The sequence below is a fragment of the Catellatospora methionotrophica genome (assembly GCF_011297335.1).
Lineage (GTDB): Bacteria > Actinomycetota > Actinomycetes > Mycobacteriales > Micromonosporaceae > Catellatospora > Catellatospora methionotrophica.
Genome location: NZ_JAAOTJ010000002.1, coordinates 739,531 through 754,149 on the forward strand (window position 1 = coordinate 739,531; position 14,619 = coordinate 754,149).

Consider the following 14,619-nt stretch of genomic DNA (forward strand, 5'->3'; position numbering starts at 1 on the left):
ATCCATTTCCGACGCCAACGTCAAGATCTTAGCCAGAGGAACGTAAATATGTACATCGTTTCATGTTCAGTTTCTGGTGTCGTCTGCCGACCCGACAACACAGCGGGCGCGTGCTGGCTCACGGCTTTTCGGCGTTCCGTGTCGAGGCGAAGGCGGTGCTGACACGCTCGGCGTGTTGCCCGCATCGTCCGTCCGCGACTTCGGCCGGCATCCTGATCGCCAGGTCGCCGCACTACGCTCATGTGATCAAGCTGGAAGATCGATCAGGGCCACGCTTGTCGCGCCGTGCGGCTGCAGCGTCGCGTCCGTCGCGCGGTCCACGAGTGCGGCGTCCGGTGAGCGCAAAGGGTGCCCGTCCACGGTCGCCGTCCCACGTACGACGACGATCCCGGCCGGGCCGGTGACGGTCAGCGGTTCGGTGACGTCGACGACGCGAACCGCACCCCGATCCCCGGTACGCACGATGAGGTTGAGGTCGGTGATCGGCCCGCCGAGCAGCGTGCACGTGGTCTGGGCGTCGCCGTCGAACGCGAACGGCTCCAGCGGTCCGATGTCGTGCTCGGCACCGTCGACGGTCAAGCGCATGCCGACTCCGGTGAGTACCGTGATCATGCGCCGGTAGCCCGGGAAGGCCGAGAACGGTCCATCCTCGCTGACATCGGCGATGCTGAGCCGCCACCGGTAGTTATCGGCACCTGGGGGATGGACGAAGATCTCCCGGGTGATTCCGCCGCCGTTGCGCCACGCTACGGCGACGCGGTCCACGGCTGGCAGCAGCGTCACACCCATGATGGGCAGCCTATGCCGTGCAGCGGGGTGGATGCGGTGAACCTCGGTCAGGTCGCCACGGACCCGACGGATGGCGTGACTGCGGGGCTGCGCATCGACCCGACCGAACTCACTGTGGAACGCGCTTCGGGCAAGTGAGGGCTTGGAGGGCCACCTGACCGTGTATGCGCTGCGGGCCCGGTCCGGGTGGCGGCTGCCTGACGGCAGGTCGCGACCCGGACCGGAGACAGCTCAGGGTGCGGTGATGCTGGGCTGTGCGCCAGAGCCGAAGGCCCAGCCTTCGACGCTGCCCGGGGCGGGGTTGTAGCTGGACGCGCCCAGGGTGCTGTAGGTCCAGGCGGCGCCGTGGGTGGAGGCGTGCCAGTAGGACCAGTAGGCGGAGGCGGGCGGGGTGTTGACGCAGGCTTGCTGGGCGGGGGCGGGCAGGTTGTTGATACGGCAGACGAACGCCAGGCCCCAGCGCTGGGTGCCGGTGACGGAGTAGCCCGCGCCGGTCAGGGCGGTCAGGCCGCTGGTGGGGTCGCCGGGGGCGCAGGCGACGACGACGCCCGCGCCGAAGGCGGTGAAGTCGACGACGACGGTGACGCCGGTGCTGCCGGCGCAGGCGGCCGCCTGCGCGGCCCGGGGGGCCGGGTCGGCGACGACGACAGCGGTGACCAGCGCGAAGACGGCGGCGAGGCCGGCCAGTACGCGGGCCAGCGGCTGGCTGCGGTGCAAGGTGAGGGTGGGCGACATCGGTGGCTCCCTGTCGGGGATCAGCCCGGCCGGCACCTGGCGGCCGGGCAGTGGTCGCGCCTGGAAGCCATGCCTGGTCCGCCACCTGACCGGCGCGGGACCGGGCGGTGGTGTCCAGGTCGCGTGGACGTGTACCGCGTTGTCACCGGGCGGGTGTTCGGACTCGGGCCCGGGAGGCCCATACCGTTGCGCGTCAGTCCCGGCCTTGCACCGGATTCCCCCACACGATGACGACTTCACCGTAAGCGACCGCGACCGCCACCGCGCTGTTGCGAACGTGACACGTTGTCGCGTTGACGACACGGTGCGGCCCGTGGTCGTATGGGGGCGACCCAGCATGCAGGGGAAGCCGGTCGAATTCCGGCACTGGCCCGCAGCCGTAGGTTCCGCAAGGGACGAGTCGGAATACCTGGCTGGGTCAGCTGTCAGCGTCGTCGAGGTCTACGGCGCGGAGCCAGACTCTCCGCACCCCGGAATGGTCGGTGTTCCGCGCTTTGCGCCGCTCACCCCCGGAGAAGTGCATATGTCTAATCCTGCCAGCCGGCATGCCCGTGCCAGTTTCCTGCTCGCGGCCGGCGCCGTCGCGGTGTTGACCGGTGTGCTGGCGGCCGTGCCCGCCCGGCCCGCGCTCGCCGACACCACCGGCCCCGACCCCGCCAAGGCTGTCGCGTACCTGGTCGACCCGGCGAACATGCATCAGGGCAAGTACTACGGCTTCATGCCCGAGTTCCCCGACTACGGTCTGACCGTCGACGGGATCTGGGCGCTGGCCGCGACCGGCACCAACGACGCCAAAGCCAGGGAGATGACCGCGTTCATCAGCTCTGGCGGCATCGTCGAAGGCGGACAGACGACCCTGGACAACTGGCTGGGCATCGGCGGGGACTGGCCGTCGGGCGGGTCCGTCGCCAAGACCGCGGTGCTGGCCCAGGTCACCGGAGCCGACCCGCGCGACTTCGCCGGCCACGACCTGATCGACGCCCTGCACGATCTCACCTGCACCGGCGTCGACACCTCGCTCGGGTGTGCCGGCGCGGGCAACTACCGGTTCGCCGAGTCGGTGTTCTCCCAGTCCCTGGGCGTGATCGCGCAGGTCCGCGCGGGCTCCGTCGCCGACGCGGCCGCGCCGGTGGGGTTCCTGCGCGGCCTGCAGCACGCCGACGGCTGGTACGCCAGCCTCATCCCGGTGCCCGCCGAGCCCACCGGCGACGTCGACAGCACCGCGATGGCGGCGATGGCGCTGGACCTGCTCGACGACACCGCGTCGGCTGCCGCTGTCGACAAGGCGGTCGCCTGGGTCGCCGGGCGGCAGAACGACGACGGCTCGTTCCCCGGTGTGAAGATGCCCTGGCAGAACGGTGACGCACCCAAATCGACCAACTCCACCGCTCTGGCCGTCCAGGCGCTGAGCCTGGACGCTGCCGCCCACGCCGAGCAGATCGCCAAGGCGAAGGCGTGGCTGGCCACGACGCAGAACAGCGACGGCGGGTTCGACGTCACCGCCGTCGACGAGGGCTCCGACGTGCGCGCCACGACCCAGATCGTCGTCGCGCTGACCGGCACCTCCTACGGCACGCTGCTGCGCGACCTCACCACCCGGCCCTCGCCGAGCGCGACGGCGAGCGCGACACCGTCGGTGACCGCGACACCGGGCGCGTCCGCGTCGGTGACCGCGTCGCCGAGCCAGACCCCGGGCGCTGGGCTGCCGGTCACCGGTGTGGAGGTGACCACGATGGCATCGGTCGCCGTGGCGCTCATCGGCGCGGGCGCTGTGCTGCTGCTGGTCACCCGCCGACGCCGCGACAGCGCCACGGGTCGGCCGTGACCGGCGTCGCCGTCGGTCCGCGCAGGGCGGTGCGGGCTGCGGCGGTCATGCTCGCGGCGACCTTCGCCGCGGTGGCCGTCGCCGCCCCGGCGCAGGCCGGGCCGCTGCCGATCAGCCAGTGCACCACCACGTCCGGGGTGATCCTGGTCGTCGACTTCGGGCACTTCGGCGGGCCTCGGCTGCGCGCGTGCGGGTCGACGCCGACGACCGGCTACCAGCTGCTCAACCAGGGCGGCTGGAAGACCGAGGGCACCGGCCATGACGGGCCGGCGTTCATCTGCCGGATCGGCTACTCCGGGCACCAGAGCGGCAAGAAGTTCCCGACCCCGCAGCAGGACCCGTGCGCGCGTACCCCGCCCGCCACGGCGTACTGGTCGTACTGGCACGCCGACCCCGGCCGGAACTCGTGGAGTTACAGCCAGCTCGGCGCGATGAGCTACAAGCCCAAACCGGGAAGCGTCGACGCGTGGGTGTTCGGCGCCACCGACACCGGCGGCACCAGCGGCGGTCCGAGGTTCAGCCCCGACAGCGTACGGGCCAGGAACACCACCCCCGGCGGAGGAAGCTCGCCCAGGCCAAGCCCGAAACCGTCCAAACCCGCCGCGACCAAACCTGGGGCTGCGCCCACCACGGCAGCCGCCCGGCCGGGCACGTCGACGTCGGCGTCCCTGGCACCGCCACCCTCGGCCCCGCCATCGTCATCGGTGTCGGCAGAGCCCACCCCGACCGCCAGTGAGTCGTCGTTCCTGGACGCGGCACCGGTGGAAGCGGCGCGCACAGACACCGGATCGTCGGCGCCCGCGCTGGTGACGGTCGGGTTGGTGCTGCTGATCGGCGCGGCGGGGGCGGTCGTGGCCAAGCGGCGGCGTGCGGGCGGCTGAGGTGGCGGTGCTGAGCGGGGCGCGGCTGCCGCGGTCGCTGCATCCGGTGGCGTGGTGGCTGTGGGCGATCGCCCTGGCCACCGCCGCCAGCAGGACCAGCAACCCGCTGCTGCTCGCCCTGATCTTCGCGGTCCTCGGTCTGGTCGTCACCGCCCGTAGGGGCGACGCCCCGTGGGCGCGGGCGTTTCGCTACTACCTGTACCTGGCCCTGGTCGTGGTCGGGATCCGGGTGCTGTTCCGGATCGTGTTCGGCACCGGCGTCACCGCCGACGACCACGTCCTGCTCACCCTGCCGCAGCTGTCCACCCCCGACTGGTACGCCGGCATCCAGCTCGGCGGCGCGGTCTCGGTGGAGGCGGTGCTGTCGGCGGCCGTGGACGGGATGCGGCTGGCGTGCCTGCTGTGCTGCATCGGCGCGGCCAACACCCTGGCCAACCCGAAACGGGCCCTGCGGGTGCTGCCCGGCGCCCTGTACGAACTCGGCGTCGCGGTCACCGTCGCGCTCAGCGTCGCACCGCAGCTGGTCGAAAGCGTGCAACGGGTCGCCAAGGCCCGCAGGCTGCGCGCCGGACGCGCCCGTGGCATCCGCGCCCTGCCCGCCATCGCCATACCCGTGCTGCACGACGCCCTCGACCGGTCCCTGCGCCTGGCCGCGGCCATGGACTCCCGTGGCTACGGCCGCACCGGCACCGCCACGCCCGGCTCACGCCGTATCACCGGCGTGCTGATGCTGTCGGGCATGGCCGGGCTGTGCGTCGGCGTGTACGGGCTGCTCGACCCGACCGTGCCGCGTCCCCTCGGCCTGGGCGGCCTCGCCGCCGGGACGCTGGCCTGCGCGGCCGGGCTGGTCCTGGGCGGGCGGCGCGTATCGCGGACCCGCTACCGGCCCGACCCGTGGCGCTGGCCCGAATGGGCCGTCGCCGCCGGCGGCACCCTGGCCGCGGTCGTGCTCGCCGCGGGCACCGGCTACGACCCCGCCGCGCTCAACCCCAGCCTGCACCCGCTGCAGTGGCCCACCCTGCCGCTGCTGCCCGCCGCCGCGATCCTGCTCGCCGCGGTTGCCGCGTTCGCCGCGCCACCACCGCCGGCCGGACCGGCCCGTATCACCGCACCAGCTCGGGAGCCCGCCGTTGATCCAGTTTGACCGCGTCAGCGTCACCTACCCCGACGCCGCCCGGCCCGTGCTGCGCGAGGTGACCCTGACCATCGACGAGGGCGAGCTGTGCCTGGTCGTCGGGCACACCGGCACCGGCAAGTCCACCCTGCTCGGCGCGATCAACGGCCTGGTCCCGCACTTCACCGGCGGGCGGCTGACCGGCCGGGTCACCGTCGGCGGGCGCGACACCGCCACCCACCCGCCCCGCGAGCTGGCAGACGTCGTCGGGGTCGTCGGACAGGACCCGACGGCCGGGTTCGTGACCGACACCGTCGAGGAGGAACTTGCCTACGGCATGGAGCAGCTCGCCCTCCCACCGGCGGTGATGCGCACCCGTGTCGAGCAGGCCCTCGATCTGCTGGGGCTGGCCGACCTGCGCCACCGCGGTCTGTATGAGCTGTCCGGCGGCCAGCAGCAGCGCGTAGCCATCGCCGCGGCGCTCACCGCCCACCCCCGGGTGCTGGTGTTGGACGAGCCGACGTCCGCGCTGGACCCGCAGGGGGCCGAGGACGTCCTGGCCGCGATCACCCGGCTCGTGCACGACCTCGGGGTCACCGTCGTGCTGGCCGAGCACCGCCTCGAACGTGTCATCCCGTACGCGGACCGGATCGTGCACGTCGGAGCCGACGGCGCTGTCACCGCGGGCGACCCCGCGGCCATGCTCGCGACGGCGACCGTCGCACCGCCGGTGGTGCAACTGGCCAGGGCCGCCGGGTGGACGCCGGTGCCGCTGTCGGTACGCGACGCCCGCCGCCGCGCCGCCGACCTGCGCCACCGCCTGCCCGCCACGCCCACTCAGCCGCACCGCACCGCCACGACGAGGCAGGCGACCGCGCTCACCGCGGCCGGCGTCTCGGTCCGCCACGGCCAGGTCGTCGCCGTACGCGAGGCCGACCTGCGGCTGGCCGCGGGCGAGGTCGTCGCGCTGATGGGCCGCAACGGATCCGGCAAGTCCTCGCTGCTGTGGGCCCTGCAAGGCGCCGGACTGAGAACCACCGGCCGGGTCGAGGTGCCCACCGCCGCAGGCCCGGCCGACCCGGCCCGGATGAAACCCGCGACAGCCCGGACCCTGGTCGGCCTCGTCCCGCAGACGGCCACCGATCTGCTCTATCTGGACACCGTCGACGCCGAACTCGCCCAAGCCGATCGCGACGCCACCGTCGGCGGCAGGGCACGGGCGCTGCTCGACGAGATCACACCGGGCATCGGCGGCACGGCCCATCCCCGGGACCTGTCCGCCGGGCAGCAACTGGCCCTCGTCCTGGCGATCCAGCTGTCGGCCGCACCCGCAGTGCTGCTGCTCGACGAACCGACCCGCGGCCTGGACTACCAGGCCAAAGCGGCGCTGGCCGCCGCCCTCGACCGGCTTTCGGCCCAGGGTACGGCGATCGTGGTGGCCACCCACGACGTCGAGTTCGCGGCGACCGTCGCCGACCGGGTGGTCGTCATGGGCGATGGGGACGTCGTCGCCGACGGCCCTGCCCAGGTGGTGCTGACAGCGTCGCCCGGCTTCGCCCCGCAGGTCGCCAAGATCCTCGCCCCGCTGCCCTATCTGACCGTCGCCCAGGTCAGCGCGGCCTTGGCCGCCGCCGATCCGGCTCCGGCAGCCAGCCATGCCTACGGTGGGGGAGGGCGGCCATGACACCGATCCCGGGCCTGCGTCGGGGCCGCGCGGTACGCATCCCCGGCCGCGCCGCGGCCGCGATCGTCGTCGCGTCGGTGCTCGGAGTGGTCGCTTTCGGGTGGCCGTTCTTCGCCGCACCGGGCGCGTTCGCCGACACCCAGACCCCGCCGCTGATCTTCGGGGTGCTCCTGCTGCTCATCCTCGCGGTCGTGTTCGCCGAGGTCGCCGACGGGCGTATCGACGCCAAAGCCCTGGCCATGCTCGGCGTCCTGTCGGCGATCAACGCCGCGCTGCGGCCGCTCGGGGCGGGCACCGCCGGGATCGAGACCGTGTTCTTCATGCTCGTCCTGGCCGGACGGGTGTTCGGGCCGGGGTTCGGGTTCGCGCTGGGCTGCACCTCCCTGTTCGCCTCGGCGCTGCTGACCGGCGGCGTCGGCCCGTGGATGCCGTACCAGATGTTCGGCTGCGCCTGGGTCGGCATGCTCGCCGGACTCCTGCCGCCCCTGCGCGGAAAAGCCGAACTGGCGATGCTCGCCTGCTACGGCGCGATCTCCGGATACCTGTTCGGGTTCCTGCTCAACCTGTCGTTCTGGCCGTTCTCCCTGGACCCGACCAGCTCCATCGCCTACCAGCCGGGCCTGGACCCCGGTGAGCAGCTCGCCCGGTACCTGACCTTCTTCAGCGTCACATCGCTGGGCTGGGACACCGGCCGGGCCGTCACCACCGCGGTACTTACCGCCCTGGCAGGGCCCGCAGTGCTCGCGGCGCTGCGCCGCGCCGCGCGCCGAGCCAGCTTCGGCGCTCCCGTCGACTTCGTCCCATGACAGCCGCTGGTCCGGCAGTAGCCCGGCAGAGGGATAGTCATGTCCGCTAGCTCCCGATACCGTCGGTGCCAGGCCTGACCCGGAAGGGGCGGCAATGTCCGACGATCCTCTGATGGCAGACCTGCGGACCGTCAGCGACGACACCCTCTACCTTCGTCTGAAGCTGCTGGCCCACCGGCTGCCGACCGACTACAAGGAACTGGACTACGAGTACCGGCGCGACGTGTGGGAGACGGTCAACAAGGCCATCCGCGCCGAGATCCGCCGCCGCAAGGCCCCGCCGCCGCCATGGTGGGGCACTCCCGTCGTCGGGGAGGCCCCGGCACGCCGCCACCGGTACGCCGCCGGCTACCTGGCGTCCATCGCAGCCGCCAGCCTGCTGGTGACGATGCCCGCGTTGACGCCGGTGGTGCTGCTGGCGACCCTGGGCTGCGGCGCGGCGTGGCTGCTGCCGCACATGCGCGACACCGGCTTTCGGCGCAAGCCTCGACGCTGAAGATCAGCCGCAGCCGGGCGACCCGCTGGTAGAGCGGGCCGCCGCAGGCACATCCCTGCGACGACCCGCTCGTCGATCGAGGGTCAGTGGCAGAGCAGCGTCGGCGCCGCAAGCGCCGATCCGGCCGCGCTCAGCTGCGCGTAACCCACCCCCGCCAAGCCCAGCGCACCTTGGGCGGTGGCCCGCACGGCGGTCGCCGGATCGAAGCCGCCGGCCGTGTACGCGATCGCGCCTCGCTGTGCCGTCGGCGCGGCGCAGTCCTGCTGGAGCCCGCGCAGGAACACGCGCGCCTTGGCCGCGGCCAGCAGCCGGCCGCTGCTGTGCAGTGCCTGGGCGGCAAGACCCGTGCTGTTGGCGTTGACCGCGCCGGTGCCGGCGAACCCGCCGTCGGGCTGTTGCTGGTCCACCAGCCAGGACAGTGCGGCCGGGGTCGGGTGCCCGGCAGCGCGCAGCGCCTGCACCGCGACCGCGGTCGCGTCCACGTCACTCACGCACGTCGGCTGGTCGAAGTAGACCGGAAACCCGCCGTCGGCACAGGCCTCGCCGGCCAGGTACGACACCGACGCCGCCGGGGCTCCGGCCGTGGTGCGGTCCAGGGCCAGGACCGCGAACGACTGGGTGAACGTGTTGCTGAAATCGCCCCACGCCGACCGGTCGCTGAACCGCCCCGACGGCGCCTGCAGCCCGCGCAGCCGCGAGATCAGGTCGACGCCGCCGAACGCGGCCGGGTCGGCACCGGTGACCTGCGCGGTCAGCGCCAGCTTGCCGGTCGCGCCCGCGTATGCCTCGCCGCCGTCGCCGATGTAGCCGGCCAGCGTCGCCGGCTGGGCAAGCCAGCCCATCGCGGCGGCCGAGTAGCTGCCAGAGGTCCCGGTCGCGGCGAACGCGAACACCGCGTCGATGGTCAGCCCCTGGTCGGGGTAGGCGACGCCGTCGAAGACGGCCTCGAAGCGCTCGCCGTCGACCAGTTGTCGGGCCAGCCACCCGGCCGCGGCGTCGCCGCGGTTGAGGGTCGGCGCGGCGTGCGCGGGGAGCGCGGCTGGTACGACCAGGGTGAGGGTTGTCGCGGTGAGCAGCGCGAGGCGGCTCAGCGTACTGCGGATCATGTGCGTGCCTTTCCGGCCCGCAGGTCGCGCAACCCGGCACACAGCGCATGACGCGGCTGGTGGTCCCGGTGCCCGGTTCCCGTGGGCCACGACGGGAAACTGGAGAGGTCGGTCCACGGGCGGGTATTCGGGCTTGCCGAGTGCGTTCCTCGGCCTACCGTTGCGGGCCAGCGCCGGACTTGTACCGGACTTCCCCCACCACGCGGACACATTCAGTTGTGGACGTGCGTCTCCACAATGGATGTGCTCGGGTCGTGCTGTCAACGTCGCCGACGGTGATGAGTGACGCGGCAGCCGGGGATCAGTGCTCGCGCAGGAGCCGGCCGTGGCCGCTGACCTGATCGGACATCCCGTGTTCGCGCAGCGCGTGCCACAGCGTGGCGGTGTTGATGGCGAGCACGGGTTTGCCCAGCTCGGCTTCGAGCCGCTCGGCCTGGGCGACGAACGACAGATTCGTGCCGACCTGGACCACCGCATCGACGTCTGGCGCGTCGAGGGAGGCCACGACCTCGTCCAGCCGATGCGTCGGCACGCGGGCGATGTCCATGGCGGTGGGGCACCGCAGGCCGGTCACCGCCGCGACGTCGAAGCCCGCCTCGGTGAAGAACCGGGCGACCTCCCGGTCGGCGACCGGCTGGTACGGGGAGAAGACCGCGATCCGTCGGCAGCCGAGCTCGTGCAGCGCGGCCCGGCAGGCGCTCGCGCCGGTGGTGACCGGCAGCCCGCTGCGATCCCGTAGCCGCTGCTCGAAGGCGGCGTTGCCGTCGACCCCGCCCCAGAACGTCTCGGCCGACATGCCCATCACCAGCCGGTCGGGTTCGGCGGTGAGCACGTCGCGGACGGCCGTTTCGATCGAGGCGCGGATCTGGTCCAGCAGCGCCCGGAAGTCGTCGTCGCCGCCCATCGCGGGGTTCGGTATGTGCATCGAACCGGCCCGGTAGGCGACCCCGGTGATCCCGGCCGTCCAGTAGTCGTGTTCGACGACGGTGTTCGTGCTGGGCACGATCACTCCGAAGACCGCGCGGGGGCCGACGTTGTTGGTCATATGCGCGCCGTGACGTCGTCGACGGCGCGGTGCGCGCGGGTGCGGGCCGTCGGCCGGTCGAGCAGCAGAGCGTCGACCAGCAGGGGGGACACGATCACGGCGACGGCGTCCTCACGCTGGGCCGTGGTCACGCCCGCGGCACGCAGCACGTCGTGGAACGGGGCGAGCAGGTCGCCGACATAGCGGTGGCGTAGTTCCACCGCGGCCGCCGCGGTCAGGGCCTGCAGCAGCGCGGCGACGGGCCGGTCGCGTAGCCGGTCACACAGCAGGTCGACCTCGGCGTGCAGGTCGTGGGCCAGCTCGCCGTTGCGGTCGGCTGGGCCGAGCGGGGCGACGTCGATGAGTGAGGCGAGCACGTCGTGGGGGCTTGGCCAGTGCCGGTAGACCGTCGAGCGGGACACGCCGGTGGCCGCGTGCAGCCGCTGCGGGGTCAGCGCGGCGGCTCCTTCGGCGAGCAGCAGGTCGAGCGCGGCGGTCAGCACCACGGTGGCGGTCTCCGTGGCCGGTCCCACGGGGCGTCCCGTTCGTGTCATGAGTTAACGATACACCTTGTCCTGGAAATTATTTAGCGCTACATTCCGTACCGGAAAATATTCTCGGGAAGGGGAGACCGATATGCGACCGCATGTGGAGCTCGTCGACGAGCGTGACCTGATCTGGCACATGGCAGAGTTCCAGCACGCCACAGGCTCTGCCGAGCAGCGCAACCTCAGCTATGACGAGGAGGACGGTTCGGCGTCGCTGAAGGTCCGGTTCACCGGCGACTGGTCGCGCCCCGCCGGGATCCACCATGCCGACACCGAGTGGTACGTGCTGTCCGGGCAGGTCACCGTCGGGGACACCGTGTTGGGCCCGGAGGGCTACTGGACCGCGCCCGCGGGCGTGCTGACCCCGCGACTCACCGCCACCGCCGGCACCGAGATCCTGCTGTTTCGCGAGTACGGTGACTGGCGCTTCGACCCGGCCGACGCCTCCCGCGACACGGTCCGCTCCGACCAGCAGCTGATCGTCCTGGACACGGCGCAGATGCCGTGGATCGATGTCAAGGACGGCAGCCCGATGCGGTTCGACCTCGGCGGGACGCCGGTGCCCGGCCTCTACATCAAACTCCTGCACCGCGACGCCGAGACCGGCTTCTACACCCGCCTCATCCGGGCCAAGCCGGGCTGGCGCGAGGTGCCGCTGGCCCATCACCCGTGCAGCGAGGAGGCCTACTGCCTGGACGGCGGGTTCGACTACAACTTCGGCAAGATGTGGCCCGGCACCTACTTCTGGCGCCCGCCGCTGATCCGCCACGGCGACTTCACCGCCGACGCCGAGACCGGCTGCACCTGGCTGGTGCGCTCCGACAGCGACCTCGTCGACTGGTACACCGACAACGCCCGCGTCGTGATGCAGGGCGACGCCACGAACTGGGGTGCCGGCCACCCGCACAGCGCCGCCCCTCGTTTCGTCGAACCGGTGCGGTCACGCTCGATCGGACGCTGGGCCGACCCCACCTACCAGTGACCGGTGGGTTCACCGACGCGCGGGCACGCCCGGCACGGCCGGGCTGAGTGCTGTGGCGGCATCGTGCTGGGCGCGGCCTTTCCGGCGCCCGGCACGATGCCGGACTGTCAACGGGCTCGCCGGGGCCGCGTTCTCGCCATGACGACCGCAGCCACCAGCGCAAGGAGCGCCGCGCCGACGGCCCAAGGCCACCACATGACGCCTGGCCGGTCAGCCGGAGCGGTGGACGCCTGGCTGGTCTCGCGTGCCGACGATGACGGTGCGGGGTCGCCGGGCAGGGCGACGGTGAACTGGACCCGGCCGGTGATCGGATGGCCGTCGCTGGAGATGACCTGGTAGGCGACGAAGTACTCGCCACTGGTCGCCGGTTTGAGGGCCTGGGTGACGACCCGGTCGGTCACCGAAGGCTGACCTGTTTGGAAGGTGTCGCCGCCGGGGCCGGTGACCGCGACGGTCACGTAGGTCTTCTTCACCGGCCCGGCGAAGGTCAGCGCGACCTGCTGCGGGGCACTGGTGACGGTCGAGCCCTGCGCGGGCGCGGCCGACGTGAGGTCGTCATGGGCCTGCGCAGGCGCGGGCAGCAGCACAACGGCCGCGGCTGCGGCTGCGGCTGCGGCTGCGGCGAGAACTCTGGCCAGGCGGGCGCTGGTATCCGGTCGGCGGTTCACGTCCACCCGTCGTCGCCACCGGCGTGCTGGTTCCCGGGCAGTGCAGCGGGATGTATCACAACGGCGCTGACCTGCTCCGATGTCTCGTCACCGGAAGGTGGCGGAACTGGCCGAGGTCAGGTGGGCGACCACTGCTGCGACACCGGGCCCACCTGGCCCCGGTGCACACGCAGCCGTGGAGGAGACCTGATGCGCCCGATCAACACCAACCCCGCCCGGTGGCGGATGGCGGCCCTGGCGACCGTAGCCGTGACCGCCCTGGCCGGCTGCGCCGGCACGTCACCGACACCGGCGGCCGCCCCGTCACAGGCCGCGGCGGCGACCGCGAACGCCGCCGCCGTCACGATCCGCGATCCGTGGGTCAAGGCCGCGGACGAGGGCATGTCAGCGGCGTTCGGGACACTGGTCAACACGTCCGGCAAGGACGTGACGGTGGTGTCGGGGACCAGCACGGCGTCGCCGATGATGGAGCTGCACGAGATCGCGACCGTCGACGGGAAGATGGTCATGCGCCCGAAGCAGGGCGGCTTCACCGTCCCGGCGAACGGGACGCACGAACTCGCCCCAGGCGCCGACCATCTGATGCTGATGGATCTGGCCGCGCCGGTGAAGCCCGGTGACGCCGTCAGGGTGAAGCTGACCCTGTCCGACGGTTCGGTGCTCGAGTTCACCGCGGTGGGCAAGGCGTTCGCGGCGGGCAATGAGAGCTACGCCCCCTCGCACATGGGCTGACCTGATGAGCGACGACAACACCCGCTGGGGACGCCGCCGCCTGCTGACCGGCGGCGGCCTTGCCGCCGGAGCCGCCCTGACCGGCGCCGGTCTGCTCGCCGGCCGCCAGGAGCAGCCGCCCGCCGCGGCGTCCGTGTCGGAGGCGGCGGTCGGTGAGGCGACCGCCGCCTTCCACGGCCCGCACCAGGCAGGGGTCGCCACGCCGCCGCAGGCGCACGCGGTGTTCCTGGCCCTGGACCTGCGCCGCGGCACCGATCGGCAGGGACTCGCGCGCATGATGCGGTTGCTGTGCGACGACGCCGCGCGGCTGACTCAGGGCCGGGCGGCCCTGGCCGACACCGAACCTGAACTGGCCGGCCGCCCTGCCCGGCTGACGGTCACGTTCGGGTTCGGCCCGGACCTGTTCGCCAAACTGGACCTGGGTGGCTCGCCGGTACGGCAGTTGCCGAAGTTCGGCATCGACCGGCTGCAGACGCGCTGGTGCGGCGGGGACGTGCTGGTACAGATCTGCTCCGACGACCCGGTCACCGTCACCCACTCCCAGCGGATGCTGGTCAAGGACGCCCGTGCGTTCACCACGGTGCGGTGGCTGCAGCGCGGGTTCCGCCGCGCCGCCGGCGCCGACCCGGCCGCGATGACCCAGCGCAACCTGCTCGGGCAGGTCGACGGCACGATCCAGCCGGCCGACGACGTCCACGACCGCGCGCTGTGGGTCAGCGACGGACCTGGCTGGCTGCACGGTGGCACGACGGTGGTGGTGCGCCGGATCCGCGCGGAGCTGGAGACGTGGGACGCCGTCGACCGCGGCGGCAAGGAACTGACCATCGGCCGGCGCCTGGACACCGGCGCGCCACTGACCGGCGGCGGCGAGCACGACCCGGCCGACTACGCGGCGGTCGACGGTCTCGGTCTGCCGGTGATCTCGCAGTTCGCGCACATCCGCCGTGCCCATGTCGCCGACCCGGCACGGCGGATCCTGCGCCGGCCGTACAACTACGACGACGGGCTGACCGCCGACGGCACCCCCGATACCGGGCTGGTGTTCGCCGCGTACCAGGCCGACATAGCCCGCCAGTACCTGCCCGTCCAGCAGGCCCTGGCCGAGTCGGACCTGCTCAACGAGTGGACCACCCCGATCGGGTCGGCGGTGTTCGCCATCCCGCCCGGCTGCCGGCCGGGCGGGTACGTGGGGCAGCAACTGCTCGACCGGACATGACACCGGCTGTCTC

Annotated in this window: 15 protein-coding genes and 3 riboswitches; of the genes, 9 read left to right on the plus strand and 6 right to left on the minus strand. The window is 72.5% G+C overall.

The genetic code is table 11. The features are described 5' to 3' along the window. Window positions 1-246: 246 nt before the first annotated feature. Window positions 247-765: a HutD/Ves family protein gene (locus HAV40_RS10545; protein WP_166380670.1), complete on the minus strand. Its 519-nt coding sequence runs from the start codon at window positions 763-765 to the stop codon at window positions 247-249. A 255-nt stretch (window positions 766-1,020) separates the two neighbouring features. Further along, window positions 1,021-1,524 (minus strand): hypothetical protein, encoded by a 504-nt coding sequence (locus HAV40_RS10550; RefSeq protein ID WP_239085653.1) that lies wholly within the window; start codon window positions 1,522-1,524, stop codon window positions 1,021-1,023. Window positions 1,525-1,655: 131 nt separating this feature from the next. After that, a riboswitch (cobalamin riboswitch) is annotated at window positions 1,656-1,794 on the minus strand. A gap of 47 nt (window positions 1,795-1,841) precedes the next feature. After that, window positions 1,842-1,955, plus strand: a riboswitch (cobalamin riboswitch). 92 nt (window positions 1,956-2,047) lie between these two features. Between HAV40_RS10550 and HAV40_RS10555 the strand changes: the two genes are divergently transcribed. The 6 genes from HAV40_RS10555 (at window position 2,048) to HAV40_RS10580 (ending at window position 8,330) form a co-directional block, all read left to right on the plus strand. Continuing rightward, window positions 2,048-3,349, plus strand: a complete 1,302-nt coding sequence (locus HAV40_RS10555; protein ID WP_166380671.1) for a prenyltransferase/squalene oxidase repeat-containing protein — start codon at window positions 2,048-2,050, stop codon at window positions 3,347-3,349. Then, entirely contained in the window at window positions 3,346-4,230 is an 885-nt protein-coding gene (locus tag HAV40_RS10560) for an LPXTG cell wall anchor domain-containing protein (RefSeq protein ID WP_203670841.1), read from the plus strand. Before HAV40_RS10555 ends, HAV40_RS10560 begins: the two co-directional genes overlap by 4 nt. Continuing rightward, window positions 4,217-5,374 carry an energy-coupling factor transporter transmembrane component T gene (locus HAV40_RS10565; RefSeq protein ID WP_166380672.1) on the plus strand — a complete coding sequence of 386 codons (1,158 nt, stop codon included), beginning with the start codon at window positions 4,217-4,219 and terminating at the stop codon, window positions 5,372-5,374. The genes HAV40_RS10560 and HAV40_RS10565 overlap by 14 nt, the downstream gene beginning before the upstream one ends. Beyond that, window positions 5,361-7,028, plus strand: a complete 1,668-nt coding sequence (locus HAV40_RS10570; RefSeq protein WP_166380673.1) for an ABC transporter ATP-binding protein — start codon at window positions 5,361-5,363, stop codon at window positions 7,026-7,028. Before HAV40_RS10565 ends, HAV40_RS10570 begins: the two co-directional genes overlap by 14 nt. After that, window positions 7,025-7,834, plus strand: coding sequence for an ECF transporter S component (locus HAV40_RS10575; RefSeq protein WP_166380674.1), 810 nt, complete (start codon window positions 7,025-7,027; stop codon window positions 7,832-7,834). The genes HAV40_RS10570 and HAV40_RS10575 overlap by 4 nt, the downstream gene beginning before the upstream one ends. A 112-nt stretch (window positions 7,835-7,946) precedes the next feature. Beyond that, window positions 7,947-8,330 carry a hypothetical protein gene (locus HAV40_RS10580; RefSeq protein ID WP_166380675.1) on the plus strand — a complete coding sequence of 128 codons (384 nt, stop codon included), beginning with the start codon at window positions 7,947-7,949 and terminating at the stop codon, window positions 8,328-8,330. An 83-nt stretch (window positions 8,331-8,413) separates the two neighbouring features. On the opposite strand, the gene HAV40_RS10585 is transcribed toward HAV40_RS10580, so the two are convergent. The 3 genes from HAV40_RS10585 to HAV40_RS10595 all read right to left on the minus strand — a co-directional run bounded on the left by HAV40_RS10585 (window position 8,414) and on the right by HAV40_RS10595 (window position 11,014). Then, window positions 8,414-9,436: a prenyltransferase/squalene oxidase repeat-containing protein gene (locus tag HAV40_RS10585; protein ID WP_166380676.1), complete on the minus strand. Its 1,023-nt coding sequence runs from the start codon at window positions 9,434-9,436 to the stop codon at window positions 8,414-8,416. Window positions 9,437-9,537: 101 nt separating this feature from the next. Beyond that, a riboswitch (cobalamin riboswitch) is annotated at window positions 9,538-9,679 on the minus strand. 58 nt (window positions 9,680-9,737) lie between these two features. Beyond that, window positions 9,738-10,481 (minus strand): maleate cis-trans isomerase family protein, encoded by a 744-nt coding sequence (locus HAV40_RS10590; protein WP_166380677.1) that lies wholly within the window; start codon window positions 10,479-10,481, stop codon window positions 9,738-9,740. Further along, window positions 10,478-11,014: a TetR family transcriptional regulator gene (locus tag HAV40_RS10595; RefSeq protein ID WP_166380678.1), complete on the minus strand. Its 537-nt coding sequence runs from the start codon at window positions 11,012-11,014 to the stop codon at window positions 10,478-10,480. The genes HAV40_RS10590 and HAV40_RS10595 overlap by 4 nt, the downstream gene beginning before the upstream one ends. A gap of 82 nt (window positions 11,015-11,096) precedes the next feature. On the opposite strand from HAV40_RS10595, the gene HAV40_RS10600 reads away from it, so the two are divergent. Beyond that, complete coding sequence (locus HAV40_RS10600) at window positions 11,097-11,990, plus strand: DUF4437 domain-containing protein (RefSeq protein ID WP_166380679.1); 894 nt, start codon at window positions 11,097-11,099, stop codon at window positions 11,988-11,990. Between the two features lie 107 nt (window positions 11,991-12,097). Here the strand turns inward: HAV40_RS10600 and HAV40_RS10605 are convergent, their stop codons facing one another. Continuing rightward, complete coding sequence (locus HAV40_RS10605; RefSeq protein WP_166380680.1) at window positions 12,098-12,658, minus strand: copper resistance CopC family protein; 561 nt, start codon at window positions 12,656-12,658, stop codon at window positions 12,098-12,100. A 189-nt stretch (window positions 12,659-12,847) separates the two neighbouring features. Here HAV40_RS10605 and HAV40_RS10610 point away from each other — a divergent pair, with 189 nt between their 5' ends. Then, window positions 12,848-13,390: a copper chaperone PCu(A)C gene (locus HAV40_RS10610; RefSeq protein WP_166380681.1), complete on the plus strand. Its 543-nt coding sequence runs from the start codon at window positions 12,848-12,850 to the stop codon at window positions 13,388-13,390. A gap of 4 nt (window positions 13,391-13,394) precedes the next feature. After that, window positions 13,395-14,606, plus strand: coding sequence for a Dyp-type peroxidase (locus HAV40_RS10615; protein ID WP_166380682.1), 1,212 nt, complete (start codon window positions 13,395-13,397; stop codon window positions 14,604-14,606). The last annotated feature ends 13 nt before the right edge of the window (window positions 14,607-14,619 follow it).

Coding starts and splice junctions, on each gene's coding strand:
- HAV40_RS10550 (WP_239085653.1), bottom strand. CDS start 1,524: ATGTCGCCCACCCTCACCTTGCACCGCAGCCAGCCGCTGGCCCGCGTA.
- HAV40_RS10555 (WP_166380671.1), top strand. CDS start 2,048: ATGTCTAATCCTGCCAGCCGGCATGCCCGTGCCAGTTTCCTGCTCGCG.
- HAV40_RS10575 (WP_166380674.1), top strand. CDS start 7,025: ATGACACCGATCCCGGGCCTGCGTCGGGGCCGCGCGGTACGCATCCCC.
- HAV40_RS10580 (WP_166380675.1), top strand. CDS start 7,947: ATGGCAGACCTGCGGACCGTCAGCGACGACACCCTCTACCTTCGTCTG.
- HAV40_RS10585 (WP_166380676.1), bottom strand. CDS start 9,436: ATGATCCGCAGTACGCTGAGCCGCCTCGCGCTGCTCACCGCGACAACC.
- HAV40_RS10590 (WP_166380677.1), bottom strand. CDS start 10,481: ATGACCAACAACGTCGGCCCCCGCGCGGTCTTCGGAGTGATCGTGCCC.
- HAV40_RS10595 (WP_166380678.1), bottom strand. CDS start 11,014: ATGACACGAACGGGACGCCCCGTGGGACCGGCCACGGAGACCGCCACC.
- HAV40_RS10600 (WP_166380679.1), top strand. CDS start 11,097: ATGCGACCGCATGTGGAGCTCGTCGACGAGCGTGACCTGATCTGGCAC.
- HAV40_RS10610 (WP_166380681.1), top strand. CDS start 12,848: ATGCGCCCGATCAACACCAACCCCGCCCGGTGGCGGATGGCGGCCCTG.
- HAV40_RS10615 (WP_166380682.1), top strand. CDS start 13,395: ATGAGCGACGACAACACCCGCTGGGGACGCCGCCGCCTGCTGACCGGC.